The 14420-nt window shown below is 29.2% G+C and carries 12 protein-coding genes; 3 read left to right on the forward strand and 9 right to left on the reverse strand.

The window, feature by feature from the left end; all coding sequences use genetic code 11:
* Window positions 1-2: 2 nt before the first annotated feature.
* The 3 genes from QMG30_RS06450 to mnmL all read right to left on the reverse strand — a co-directional run bounded on the left by QMG30_RS06450 (window position 3) and on the right by mnmL (window position 3416).
* A complete protein-coding gene (locus QMG30_RS06450) occupies window positions 3-704 on the reverse strand; it encodes a YggS family pyridoxal phosphate-dependent enzyme (RefSeq protein ID WP_281813574.1) in 702 nt (233 codons plus the stop codon).
* An 81-nt stretch (window positions 705-785) separates the two neighbouring features.
* On the reverse strand, window positions 786-2333 hold the full coding sequence (locus QMG30_RS06455) for a biotin/lipoyl attachment domain-containing protein (RefSeq protein WP_281813576.1): 1548 nt from the start codon (window positions 2331-2333) through the stop codon (window positions 786-788).
* Window positions 2334-2453: 120 nt separating this feature from the next.
* Window positions 2454-3416 (reverse strand): tRNA modification radical SAM protein MnmL/YtqA, encoded by a 963-nt coding sequence (mnmL, locus tag QMG30_RS06460; protein ID WP_281813578.1) that lies wholly within the window; start codon window positions 3414-3416, stop codon window positions 2454-2456.
* 544 nt (window positions 3417-3960) lie between these two features.
* On the opposite strand from mnmL, the gene QMG30_RS06465 reads away from it, so the two are divergent.
* Together QMG30_RS06465 and QMG30_RS06470 are read left to right on the forward strand one after the other, a co-directional pair.
* Window positions 3961-4230, forward strand: coding sequence for a metal-sensing transcriptional repressor (locus QMG30_RS06465; RefSeq protein ID WP_281813581.1), 270 nt, complete (start codon window positions 3961-3963; stop codon window positions 4228-4230).
* 2 nt (window positions 4231-4232) lie between these two features.
* Window positions 4233-5129: a DMT family transporter gene (locus QMG30_RS06470; protein ID WP_334305031.1), complete on the forward strand. Its 897-nt coding sequence runs from the start codon at window positions 4233-4235 to the stop codon at window positions 5127-5129.
* Window positions 5130-5161: 32 nt separating this feature from the next.
* Here the strand turns inward: QMG30_RS06470 and QMG30_RS06475 are convergent, their stop codons facing one another.
* On the reverse strand, window positions 5162-6112 hold the full coding sequence (locus QMG30_RS06475; protein WP_281813587.1) for a hypothetical protein: 951 nt from the start codon (window positions 6110-6112) through the stop codon (window positions 5162-5164).
* 255 nt (window positions 6113-6367) lie between these two features.
* Between QMG30_RS06475 and QMG30_RS06480 the strand changes: the two genes are divergently transcribed.
* Entirely contained in the window at window positions 6368-7084 is a 717-nt protein-coding gene (locus QMG30_RS06480; protein WP_281813589.1) for a type II toxin-antitoxin system Phd/YefM family antitoxin, read from the forward strand.
* A gap of 105 nt (window positions 7085-7189) precedes the next feature.
* Here the strand turns inward: QMG30_RS06480 and QMG30_RS06485 are convergent, their stop codons facing one another.
* From QMG30_RS06485 to QMG30_RS06505, 5 genes are all read right to left on the reverse strand, one after another.
* A complete protein-coding gene (locus tag QMG30_RS06485; RefSeq protein WP_281813591.1) occupies window positions 7190-8098 on the reverse strand; it encodes a carbohydrate ABC transporter permease in 909 nt (302 codons plus the stop codon).
* A gap of 17 nt (window positions 8099-8115) precedes the next feature.
* Complete coding sequence (locus tag QMG30_RS06490; protein ID WP_330680686.1) at window positions 8116-9078, reverse strand: ABC transporter permease; 963 nt, start codon at window positions 9076-9078, stop codon at window positions 8116-8118.
* 85 nt (window positions 9079-9163) lie between these two features.
* Window positions 9164-10849 carry a type 2 periplasmic-binding domain-containing protein gene (locus QMG30_RS06495; protein WP_281813594.1) on the reverse strand — a complete coding sequence of 562 codons (1686 nt, stop codon included), beginning with the start codon at window positions 10847-10849 and terminating at the stop codon, window positions 9164-9166.
* A 139-nt stretch (window positions 10850-10988) separates the two neighbouring features.
* Window positions 10989-12626 carry a response regulator transcription factor gene (locus QMG30_RS06500; RefSeq protein WP_281814267.1) on the reverse strand — a complete coding sequence of 546 codons (1638 nt, stop codon included), beginning with the start codon at window positions 12624-12626 and terminating at the stop codon, window positions 10989-10991.
* Entirely contained in the window at window positions 12626-14392 is a 1767-nt protein-coding gene (locus QMG30_RS06505) for a sensor histidine kinase (RefSeq protein WP_281813596.1), read from the reverse strand. Before QMG30_RS06505 ends, QMG30_RS06500 begins: the two co-directional genes overlap by 1 nt.
* Between the last annotated feature and the right edge of the window lie 28 nt (window positions 14393-14420).

A 14420-nucleotide genomic window follows, 5' to 3' on the forward strand; every position in this document is an offset into this window, starting at 1 on the left:
TATCACCTCTTATTATAATCTCTTTTGCCGAATATGCCTGTCCCAACTCTAACCATGGTTGAACCTTCCTCAATGGCAACCATATAATCATTTGTCATCCCCATTGACAAGATGTCCATATTAACATTATCGATGTTTTTCCTTTTTATGTCAACAGCTAATTGCTTAATTTCTCTAAAAATATGTCTGTTATCTTCGCTATCAGTTACATAGGGCGCTATTGTCATGAGACCCTTAATTCTTAGGTTAGATAATTTACTTACTGCAGTAATGAAATTAGTTAATTCATCTGTCATTAATCCGAATTTCGTATCTTCGTTAGCAACATTAAGTTGAATGAGTATATCCATTATTTTATCAGCTTTAATTGCTTCTGAATTAATTTTTTCAGCAAGTTTTAATGAATCTACAGAATGAATAAGACATACTTTATCAACTATATACTTAACTTTATTAGTCTGTAAATGACCAATCATATGCCATTTAACTTTGTCACCCAGTACTTCATATTTATGTCTGATTTCTTGTACTTTATTTTCACCCATATCTAGTATATTACTTCTCATAGCTTCTTCTATATATTCTACGGGTTTAGTCTTAGATACAGCTATTAACGTTATATCATCTTTATTTCTTCCTACTTTTTCAGCAGCCTGTTTAATATTATCTAGTACTTCTTGAATATTATCACTTATATGTTCCATGTGTATTTCATCCTTTCTGTAAAATAGTTAATATATCATCGCCTAATTTAATACTTAATAAATTAGTTATCCTCTAAATTATTAGAATACTATTACATCTTCTTTAATAGTAGTAGAATCTGCTATAACCCTATCGTATATTCTAATACCATATGGAGTAGTAGAATCAACTATTATATATCTATCTTCAGCATATAACTCATCAATCAATTTGAAAGATGTATATCCTTTGTTAATGACATATACTCCTTTTAAATCTTTAGTTTCAGTTATTCTATAATCTTCATTTGAAGAATTAACTATAATATCATTAAGCTGTACACCCTCTTCGCTTACTGGAATATAATAATTATCTCCTTCAGTATAGTTTAACCCGATCTTGATAAATTCTACAGTTTCTCCTCCAACATAATCTTCACCGTAGACTTTTTTAAGTATACCTTGATTATTCCCTTTTTTGGCAATACATGATTTGGGAATTTTGAGAAATTCTTTTTCTGTTATTGCAGTGGTGGGAATCTTGATTCCTTCGTATTGTTTATATACAACTTGAAAACTTATATTTCTTTGACTCAAAAGATTAAAGTATCTATCTATTTCAAGTATAACATACTCTTTATTGCCTTTTTCCATAATGTCGTATATTTTAGTTACTACATCTATATCTTTATCAATGATATTAATCGCAATAGAATCTTTATCCTGAATAAATTCAGTTAGGTTATCATCCATTTCACATGCAATATACCACTTATCGTTATTGACTATTTTAAATAAAGGTGAACCTTCTTCAACATTTTCCTGTTTATATGTATATATCTCTTCTGGAGCTTTATAATCAAATAGTGCTTTTAAATCAATTGTATCAATTTTAAAATCTTCATAACCATCTATTTTATATGAGATTACACCACTTTTAATTGATTTGACTAGACTAATATTATTATTAATCTGTGACTCTAACAATTGTTTATTTCTTAGAGTATCTAAATCCATTTGATTATTCACATATTGAGATTGATTAATAGTAGATAACGTTTCGTTCAAACTATTTTTGAAATCATAAATACTATTAAATGAATTTTCATTATAGTTCATAGTATAGGTGTATAGATCCGTCTTAATTGAATCATGTGAATTGCAATTATTAGCATAAGCTATTTTATCATTGATATAATTAAGGTTTTCTTTTATTGCACTTGTAAAATCTCCATTAGAATCCACCATACATACTATACTGTCTGTATCAATCTTATCACCTTCTGGTACATAAAAACTTGGTATACCCTTAGAACTGCTTTTTATTACTGTTTCATCTCTTAATATGATACCGTCAAAAATTTTAGATATACTATATATACTACCTTTTTCGGCCGATATATAATTTACATCATTACTAACTAAAAAAGAAATGATATTATATGCTAAATAAAAGAATATTATAAAATAAACAAACGTTCCAATCCCAAGCCCTTTATTTTTAGGTGTTTTTCTCTTGGGTTGTCTCTTACTTGTTCTAGTAGGTTGCCTCTTGTTTGTTCTAGTAGATTGCCTATTGCTGGTTCTATTAGGCTGCCTATTGTTTGTTCTATTATTTTGTATGGTTTTCCTTCTTTTTCTCTGATCCAATTTAACACCTCTTATACAAAAACTTTAATTATATATCTGTTAATAAATAATTAAGCTATTACTTAATAATACACCAATTTTTTACTATAATGCAAGTCCTATTCATATAATCAAATCTACTTATAAATTAAATTTTTTAGTCAAAGCTGAACCGTTTTTATATGTGCATAATCTGCCCTGATACGTCTCATCCTGAATCATTTTGTTTTCTATATCATCCTTTATTTTCCACCAACTTGTATTCCAATTACAAAATATAGTTTCTTCCTTAGGTGCTCTACTAACTAGACGTTGAACTGCTATATTAGAATCTGTATATTCAAGGAATTTTACAACTTTATTTACATAATCCTCTTTTGTGAAAACATCAATTCTATTATTTGCATATAATTCAGCAAGTCTAGTATTTCTTGCAATATATAAAGAATGAAGTTTTACTTGATTGATTCCCAGTACTGATAATATTTTAGCACCTTCAATAACATCTCGAATAGTGTCATAAGGAAGATTAAGAATCATATGAGTACATATGTCAAAATCATACTTCTTAATTCTTAGAACTGCATCTATAAATTCTGCTAATGAATGACCTCTGTTTATTTTATCAAGAGTTGAATAATTAACACTCTGTAAACCTAATTCTATAGTTATATTGACTCTATATTTGCTTTTGATATTATCTAGTACCTCTAGATATTTATTGTTAATACAATCTGGTCTAGTGGATATAGCTACTTCCACTATGTTGTCATCTATACTATCGATAACTGCTTTTTCAAAATCATCTACTGGTAAATATGTATTAGTGAAATTTTGAAAATAAGCTATAAATTTATTTGCATTATATTTCTTCTCGATATAAGCCATATTTTTTTTGATTTGGTCTTTAACATTTAATGTATTAGAAAGGCTCTCAAACCCTGTTCCTATTTCGCTACAGAATATACATCCATTAGTACCGACACATCCATCCCTATTGGGGCAAGTCAAATCAAGATTTATAGGTAATTTATATACTTTTTCTCCATATTTGTTTTTTAGATAGTCGGAATACTTGTAATATAGTCGTATGTCTTTTTCCATTATCTTTAGTTCCCCTCTTGTAATATTATAATTGTAAAGTCATATTCAACTTTTATTTACATAACTTTTAAATCTACGTATACTTACTATAATTAAGTTAATCAAGAACAATAATAAAGTATAAAATAAAGCACTATAACTTAAACCAATTATAAACTTTATATAATCCATTGATTCAAAATAAGGTAATGAAATTATATGTTTAGCTGATACACATAAACATAATAATATCAATATTATTTTAATATTCATCTTCCCTTTATATTGACTCATAATATCCACCTTCTTAAAGATTATAAAGTTAAATCAATTATATTATATTTGATTATCAATATTATTTCAACAGGTATAAAGAATTATCGTTAATATAATTCAAATAATATAAATATCTTTTATGAATATAACATATCTTTATTTTTGTATTTAACCAATATCAATAGGTAAAATAATTATATATGATATTCTAATTGCTATTAAATTGTAAATATGTTATACTTTCAATATCCCCCATAGGGGGTTATAATGATGTAAAGGAGGTAAGAAAATGAATAATACACATACTAATACAAAAGCTGTTATGAACAGGCTTTCAAGAGCTATAGGGCATTTACAATCTGTAAAAAAGATGGTCGAAGATGGAAGAGATTGCAGTGAAGTATTAATACAGATAGCAGCAGTAAAATCAGCAGTTAATAATGTTGGTAAAATCATATTACAAGATCATATAAATCACTGTGTAGTGGATGCTGTACAGACAGGTGACACGAAAGTACTAGATGATTTATCAACAGCTATTGATAAATTCATGAAATAGAGGTGATAAAATTGCAACGAAATTATAAGATTGCAATATTATGGGCGATATTGGCTGCAACTCTGTATTCATTCAGTTCGCCTTTTTCTAAGATACTATTAAATAAGATACCTCCTACAATGATGGCTGCATTACTATATCTAGGAGCAGGTATCGGAATGACTATATTTGGTGCATTTTCACGTACTTCAAATGCTAGAACGAATGAACTTAGCTTGACTAAAGATGAATTACCTTACATTGTTTCTATGGTCGTATTGGATATAATAGCACCTGTTTTACTGATGATAGGATTAAATACAGCAACTCCCGAAAACGTTTCTTTACTCAACAATTTCGAAATAGTAGCAACTTCTTTGATTGCACTATTAATTTTTAAAGAAACAATAACCAAGAGATTATGGCTCTCTATAGTACTTATATCTATCTCAAGTATATTATTATCCATAGAAGATATGAACAGTTTTTCTTTTTCGCTTGGTTCCATATTAGTGTTGTTAGCATGTATTTGCTGGGGATTCGAAAATAACTGCACAAGAAAACTTTCACAAAAAGATCCTCTCCAAATAGTTATAATAAAAGGATTTGGATCTGGATTAGGTTCACTAATTATTGCATTAGTAATTAAAGAGAAGGTTACTGATATTAAATATATAGCAGCAGCATTGGTTTTAGGTTTTTTTGCATATGGGTTAAGTATTTTCTTTTATGTACATGCGCAAAGAAGTCTTGGAGCAGCTAAAACTAGCGCATATTATGCTGTAGCACCTTTTATTGGGGTAGTACTTTCTTTCATTATTTTTAGACAACCACCTAAAATCAATTTCATTATTGCATTACCAATCATGATATTAGGTACATATTTAACTACAACAGATAATTTACACGCTGAAGAATAAACAAATAAAGAAAACAAATTACTTGCTTGATTTTATAATATACATAGCAATCTCATTATTCTTATAGTACAATCAATCTTTCTATTTATTAATTTACGCCAAGAATTGGATAATGGAAACTGTATGTTATCTTTGGAAGCTTGTCCCATATCCCAAAAACCGTCTTCTTGTATATTGCTCAATAACCATCTCTTGAATGTTTTTAATTTATCTCTAGAAAATGCATATCTACATAATAAGCTATATGCATTAATATATCTACTTGCTTGTAGAGAATCAAATTTATCAGGGAGGATATTAAGAGATCCATCATAAATATAATATATACCACTTTTATTATTCATTATATAATCAATAAATTTCATCTCTACTTGTTTCGGTAATAAGTCTGATAGAATGGCAACCACATAAAAATTTGTGAATCCCAACATATGTTTACCTTCAGAAACCTTATGTATATCATAATAAGCTTCTTTATAAGCAGATGGATTATATATGTCTGAAGAAAAAGCACTTATAATAATATTAGCCCAATCATTAGCAATCTCTAAAGCAAGTAGATTGTTAGGATCAATAATTCTAACCCATGTAGCAGCAATCAGGTGTGTAAACAATGTCCAATTATGTTTTTTCTCTACTCTATCTTTCAACTCAATTTCTCCAAGTAAATGTTTTTCCATATATTCTACTATTCGTTTCATTGGTTCATCAGTATGATCTAGACCTAATATTATTAACCTTCTTAATGCTTGCTCTGTTGTCATAGTGCTTTTACCATTTTGGCTCATACTATGAAATGTTCCCCAAGAACCGTCTACTAGTTGTTGCTTAATAATAGTATCTACCCATTTATTTTTCATTACTGATTCTTTTATAGCCTTTAGCTCTATGTCATCATTATCTACTTTTATTACATCTCTTAATAATAGATATTTAGGTATTGAATCTAATTCCATCTTTAATAGATCCACTGGTTTTTTCATAATATATCATTCTCCTATTATAAATTCACACTACTTAAGTATAGCATTTTTATTTTATATTTAATATATATTACGCAACTTTCTTACCTTTAATTATAATAAAGAACTATAAATTGTAAGTTTCTAAAAGCATAATCAGGTTATTGTATAATTATCATCAAAATATTATCAATTAATCATTAAGTATATATTGATTAATTCATGTATATGTTATATAATTAATATAAATAAAATATATGGTTAGGAGTGATTATTATGACAGTTAATTCCACAGACATTAAAACCAATTTCGGAAAATATCTTGAACTAGTACAACATGAAGACATAATCATAACTAGAAATAAGAAACCTGTAGCAAAACTCATAAAATATTCTAAATACAGAGATAGAGATTTGATTAGAGATGAAAATGGCGACTATACATATGATAACTCGGAAATATCTTACGATGAATTTATGGAAGTATACAAAAATACTGATGGAAGGTTTGAATATCTTAATGGTGTTGTGTATCAATTATTTCCTCCAAGTCATTTTCACCAAGAGATTGTTACATTTATAATTGGAGAATTCCATAACTACTTTAAAGATAAAAAGTGCAAGCCATATGTAAGCCCTTATGATATATATTTCAACAACTCACATACCAAAGATATCGTACAACCTGATATATTTGTAATGTGTGACCATGAAAATATTATTGGTGATAGGTACTATGGAATACCTTCATTAGTTATAGAAGTTACATCACCGGCTACAAGAAATAACGATCTAGTCAAAAAACTTAATCTATATCTAACTTCTGGTATAGATGAATATGTTATATTTGATACTAAAAATCAGAATGTTATTCAATGGAATTTCAAAAACAAGCAAGTTGAGAAATGTATCACTTTGAATAAAAGTGATATTTATAAATCCAATAAGTTCGATGGACTTGAATTGACTTTATCTCAGATTTACAATAATTAATAATATTCCTATTTCATATGCTTGAAAAATAGGATTATGATATAAGATAAAAAAAGGGCTCATAAAGCCCTTATTAATTTTAGTATATAACTTATTCACTTAATACTATGATTTTACACTACCCAAAACAAGTCCTTTAGTATAATATTTCTGTAAGAAAGGATAAATAATCAATATCGGTATAGTCGAGATGATTATCTGAGCTGCATTACTAGTCCTTCTACTGGCATTACCTAGTTCTTGTAGTTGATCAGCAGTCATGAATCTCGTATCTGGCATAGTTAATATTTGTTGTAGATAAGTCTGAAGTGGTATTCTCTCTATCTTATTTATATACATCAAACCATCGAACCACGAGTTCCAATGGAAAACGAATATAAATAGTACCAGTGTTGCTAATGCTGGTTTTGCAAGAGGTAAAAAGATTCTTGTAAGTATAGAAATATGCCCTGCCCCATCAATTAGAGCTGCTTCCTCTAGCTCTTTTGGTAATTCCCTAAAAAAATTCATTAAAATTAATATATTAAAAACAGATACCGCACTTGGAAGTATTAATGCCCAAAGTTTATTCATTATGCCCGTTGACTTAACAATTATATATGTAGGTATTATTCCACCATTAAAAAGCATCGTTATAATAAAAAACCAAACATAAATTTTTCTGGCAGGAAAACTTTTTTTATCTTTAGAAAGAGGATAAGCTACCAATATAGTACACAACAAACTAAAAGGAACACCTATAATTACACGTTTTATAGAAACTACAAGAGATCTATAAAAACTGGTTTTACCCAATATTGAAGTATATGCTTTCAATGAAAACTGCACTGGAAGTAAACCTACTAGACCACCTTCTGCCGCCTGTGTAGAACTGAAAGACAGTGATATTATATGTATTATTGGAAGTATTGTTATAAAAGTTACTAATATCAAAAATATTGTGTTAATTGTTACAAAAACTTTACGAGAAACGGAATTTCCCATCAATACATCATTATTGCTTTTTTCTTTCATTAATAATTACCCCCTTTCTAGAATATCCTATAATCACTGTATTTGTTAGCAATCCAATAAGAAACAGTTAACATTACGAATGATACCACTGATTTAAATAACCCGACTGCGGTAGCAAGTGAAAATTGACCATTATTTATACCCATTCTGTATGTGTAAGTATCAATGATATCACCTGTTGAATAAACAGAAGGTCCATATAGAACAAATATCTGATCAAAACCAGCATTCATAATATTTCCTAATCCGAGGATGGCTATAAGTACAATAATACTAGAAATCCCTGGAAGTGTAATATGTAATGTTTGCTTTAATCTACCAGCTCCATCTATGGCTGCTGCTTCATATAATGTTGGATCAATGGATGTTAACGCTGCAAGAATTATTATCGTATTGAATCCGATATCTTTCCATAAATCCGTCAGAACAAGCATATATGGAAAAATCTTTGGATCTCCGAAAAAATACTTGGGTTCAAAACCGAAATAACCTATTATTGTATTGATAATCCCTGTACGTGGCGAGAAGATTTCAAGTAATATCCCTCCCAATATGACCCATGATAAAAAATAAGGCAAAAAAGTTATTGTTTGAACTGATTTCTTGAACCAACTTTTTCTGACTTCATTAAGTAGAAGTGCAAATATTAATGGAAATATTATCTTAGCAATAATTTTCATTGTGGCAATAAAGAATGTATTCCATAAAATCGATACGAAATCAGGCATTTTGAATATGTACCTAAACATATCAAATCCAATCCATTTGCCATTAATAAGTGAGTAAAAAAAACCTTTAGTAGATGGTACATAATCTTGAAATGCTATTAATATTCCTAACATAGGACCATAGCAATAAATAACTACTAGAATTACTGGAATAAGCATCATTATATGTAACGGTAATTGTCTTTTGAATTTACTATGAGATTTGCTTGATTGAAGAGAGGATTTTTTTGTTTTCAACCTTTGTTCAGTCAATGTACTACCTCCTATTTTCAATTTACCTTATAATAAATATGCAGAGATCTTATGCTCTCTCTGCATATCATTAAATATTGGTTTGTTATTTTAGGCTATCTTGAACTTCTTTTGTTATCTTATCTCCGCCTAACTTATTCCATTCCTCAACCATCTTATCCCATTCAGATACATCAGCGTTACCAGTTATTATCTTAGTCATTGTCTCTTCTGCCATCTTCTTGTAGATAGGTAAATAAGATAGCATCGAATCCGTTGGTAATGCCCACCATACGTTTTTCTTGATCATATCAGGTTTATTAAGACCAAATGTCAAATACCACGCATGGCCTTCTTCTGGATAGTATGAATTCCACCATCTCCATAACTCTGGATCTTTTGTATCCATATATTCCATAATCTTGTCATAATTGTCTTCCATATATTTATCTATATTTGTTTTATCTTCTTTCTTTAATGCTTCAAACAATGTTTCGTTAGAAGTTCTTTCATATGCTGGGTCTTCAATATGGATAACCCAATTTCCTGCTTTTTGAGTGTCTCTGTAATCTGGATCGAATAAAGGACTCTCAGCATCTGTCATAGCAGTAACAATATTTAGCATCTTAATAATAGCTTCAGGATGATCACAATTCTTGGATATAGCAAATCCTGTATTTACTGGTTGGAAAGCAAAAATAGGAGCTTCTGAACCATCTTTAGTTGGCATATTCATAGCATACCATTCTGCCTCAGGATCATTAAGTATAGTTTTGTTTATTGCCCACATAGGAAGTCCTCTAACACCAAATACCATACCTGCTTTACCACCATTCAGGTCTTCCATAACTTTAACTCCGTCCATAGTTGGGAAATCTTTAGCAATTGCATCTTCTGCATATAGATCTTGTAGAAGTTGTAATCCCTCTTTTACTTCTGGTCTAGTTCCATCCCATACTGCATTTCCATTACTATCTTTTGAATAGAACAACATACCATCATACCAAGCACAAGGCTGAACACCATAACCGCCAAAGAAACCGTATAATCCTCCCCAGTCAACAATCATATTACTTTGCCCCATAATTGTTAAACCATATGTATCGTCTTTGTCATTTTTATTAGGATCGTCTTTAGTGAATGCTAAAGCTACATTTTTAAAATCTTCAATAGTTTTGGGAATAGGTAAACCTAGATTATCAAGCCAATCTTTCCTTATGAAAAGAGGAAAACAGTTGTTGATAAGTTCTGTTACGTTCCCAGGAATTATACATACCTTGTCATCAATTGTTACACTATCAATGGCATCTGCTCCTGCTCCAGTAAGTAACCATTTTTCATTTGTTGGTGATAGATACTGGAATAACTCACCAACATCATATATCATATCCCCTCTAACGAGTGTTGACATAGGTTGAGCTGAAATACTTCCTAATAGGTCAGGAATATCTCCTGAAGCAATACAAGTATTCAATCTATTATCATATTGACTTGCATCAGCTGACCAAGCTACTTCAACATTAATACCATACTCTTGGAATTTCTTATCCCACATTGAACCTTTAAAAGGAACTTGATTAGTTCCAGCAGTTCTTAATGCCACAGTAACTGTAACTGGCTCCTCATACTTACCTAGTGGATCATACTCTTCTTCTGATACTTTTTCTTTGCTTGTGTTATCTTTTGCTGTTGTCTTTTCTTCGGCTTCTTTCTTACAACCAGCAAATAAAGTAACCATTAAACAAGTAACAAGACATAAAGATAATACTTTAGTAAAAAACCTTCTACCCATTTTAAAACCCTCCTAGTTTTATGAATTTTATTTCTTTACAATAAAATTATAACAAGTTACCTATTAGATACACAACGAGCATATGTTTACATTAGTTACCGTTTTTTTACCTAAATGTTTTCTGGTAGTAAAATAACACTTATCCTCTATAATCTGTAGGGGTTTTACCAGTATATTTTCTAAAAGCTCTAGTAAAGGAAGGTGCAGATTCATAACCGACCGCTATGGCAATATCCTGTATTTTCTCACCTGATTTCAATAACATGTCTTTGGCTTTTAACATACGCATATCCAATATATAATCATAAAGATTAATCTTGGTATGACTTTTAAATAATCTTGATAGATATGAGGGATTAAGATTAACTAATTCCGCAAGAACAATTAATGATAAATCATTATCTAAATTCTCTAATATATATTTTTGAACAATAGCTATGGTATTATCTGACCATATATATTCATTTTTGAAATGGATATCAAATATTATCTGCGATATATTTTTCAAGTATTCAATCGCTTCTTGCCATGATCTATGATCATCTACATGGGTTAACTTATGAATATCTATAATTTCAGCTAATTGCCCTATCATATTCCATTCATTTATGTATTTCAGTAATACGCAAGAAATTCTATAATAGATTTCTAAAGCATTATTATCTTCTGTATTTTCCACTAATAATAGATTATCTACCATTCTATTTAATAATGAAAAGAAGCTTTCTTGTTGTCCTAGTTCCAGATAACCTTCAAGTTCATTTATTCTAATAAGTTGTTTGAAACTATTTATCTTGTTAACCTTATCCATGTCATTAACTATTTCATTACTACAAGAATCTGGTAAAGTCAAAATACTCTCATTGAGATTCCTAGCTCTATAACCCAATCTTCTTTTAATGATACTGTAACACTTAGGAATATCTGATATATATATTTCTGAGGTTTCATGTACAAAAGTAATTGTAATATCAAGATTTTTCCTTATGGAACATTGTATATATTCTAATAACCCACTTATCTTGACTTGATGATTTTTGATAGGTACATTTCCCTTCCTTTGCTGTAAAAGCCATATAAAATATTTTTGCTCAGAAATATAGAACACACTATTATAGCATCTGTCAAAATATTTTGAGCTTATAGACTTCAAAGAATAAATGTTTTTATCTAATTGTGATAAACTGATATCATCTGGTAGATTATCAAATATTCCCCCTATCATAAATAGAGAGTCCTTAATATTAATAGGGATTTCAAGTTCATCTAACCTTTTTTGAACGGCATCATGAGAATCACATATACCATACAAAAGGTTCTGAATATACTTATTCTGCAATAAAGGAAAAGCCTCTTTTATCTTCTTTTGGACTTTCTCCATTTCAACTATCTCTTTATAATTATGTTCTATCTCATCTATAACTTCTTTTATAGTTGAAATTATCTTATCTGTAGGTTCTAGTTTAGTTAGGTATCTTACGTCCCTATTTTGTATAGACTCATAAACATAATCAAATTCCAAAACCCCACTTAGAAATATTACTTTACATTTTGGCCATTTTTCTTTTATTTTTTCATACATCTGCAAACCATTCATCTTAGGCATTTTAATATCTGATAGAACAATATCAATCCTAGTCTTATTGAGACATTCAAGTGCCTCTGTTGCGTTATATGACGTATAAACTTCTAAAGGAAGTTTAGATTTCACTTCAAATATTCTTCTGAAATACTCAGCCACATCAATTTCATCATCCACTATAAGTAATCTATACATCACCTATCACCTCCATTTTCAATAGGAATTCTAATAGTTACTTTTAAGCCACCGTATTTACTACGTGACAAAATCAAACCAAATTTATCAGAATATATGAGTCTTAATCTTTTATGAATATTTATCATACCTGTTACCTCTACATCAGTTCTGCTGAGGTTTGATATCATTTGATTGATCTTATGATCTCCGATTTCTCCATTATCAGATATAATGATATCAATATAATTGTTTGAAACTTCATAAGCCATCTCCAAGATACCGCCATCTTCCATATTCTCCAATGTATGTTCAAATGCGTTCTCCAATATTGGTTGTAATATAATCTTAGGCACTAAGATATTCTCATACTCTTTGGGTAAATCATCTATTTTTACTGTTAATCTATTAGAAAAACGAGCATGTTGAATTTTTGTATATGTGACTGCGTGTTCTACTTCATTCTTTAATGGTACAATTTCTTTCTTATTCCTTGTTATAAACATAAAAAATGAACCTAGTTCACTACAGAATTCAGAAGCGAATTCAATATCTTCTGCTTCTATTCTGTTTTTTAACATTATGAAGCTATTATATAGAAAATGAGGATTAATCTGTGCTTGCAGTTGTTTCAACTCAGATTTCTGGACTAGAATTTTTTGTTTATATACCTGTTCAATCAGATTATGTAGTTTATAACTCATTTTGTTAAAACTATCATAGATATACTTGAATTCATCTTTCCTATGATGTTCTATGGTAACAACTGATTCTATATGCTCAATTTTATCAAAAGCCTTAACAAGCTTTCTTAATGGTTCATGTATAGTGTTATATAATGATTTTGAAAATAAGATTATGAAAATAATAGCCACTACAGCAAAAAGCCATATGATAATACTATATATATTGAGATCTCCAAAAGCTACTTTTTCAGGTATATACCTAACTAATCTAATATCTTCTACACCAGTATCCGAATATACAATTATATATTTCGTACCATTAATTTTTTCATTCAATGTAAATGTATCCCTTACATAATTAGTATTCAGTTTTATTTTTCTACCTTTATTTCTATCGATAAGTTCTTTTACCTTATTTTGAGTGTCTTCATTCCCATTACTACCTATTATCATTTTTCTGCTTTCACTGCATATGAATCCATTACTTTCACTATATATGCTCATATTTCTTAAAAACTTCTTTATATTTGCTGAATTTATAGTAGCGTATATTAAAAAATTAGGTTTAAGTTCTCTTTTATAATAGATTTGAGGATGTTCAGATATCAGAAGGATCTCATTGTTATAATAAATAATTTGTTTATTCTCCATGTCCTTGTAGTTCTTTACAAGTTCCATTGATTCTGGCATAATCTCTCCTATAGTATTAGTTCCTATAGCTTTATCAATCGCTGGTACTATTACCTTTATTTCATCAATCAATTGACTACTTGTCTTGATAGCAGAAATTTTATCCCTTACATTCAATACTATTAGTGATTCTTCATAATCGTTATAATCTCCAATGCCAAAACTTAATTTAGTCAGATCCCAATCATTAGTTAGTTCATACTGTAGTGTTATGATTCTTTTTAGCTCATTATTTAAGTTATACGAGAAATTCTGATTAGTTACACATACATTTTGAATAATCTCATCCCGTACTTTGTTAATTCCCCAAAAATAAACACTATAACCTATTAGAAACAATATAATGATTACAAAGAAAAACGCTGTACATAGTTTAATGAAAATTGAATTTCTAAAATGAATTTTCCCCATAGCAACTCGCTTCCTTAATATTCAAATT

Origin of the sequence: Vallitalea longa, assembly GCF_027923465.1 — a bacterium.
Lineage (GTDB): Bacteria > Bacillota > Clostridia > Lachnospirales > Vallitaleaceae > Vallitalea > Vallitalea longa.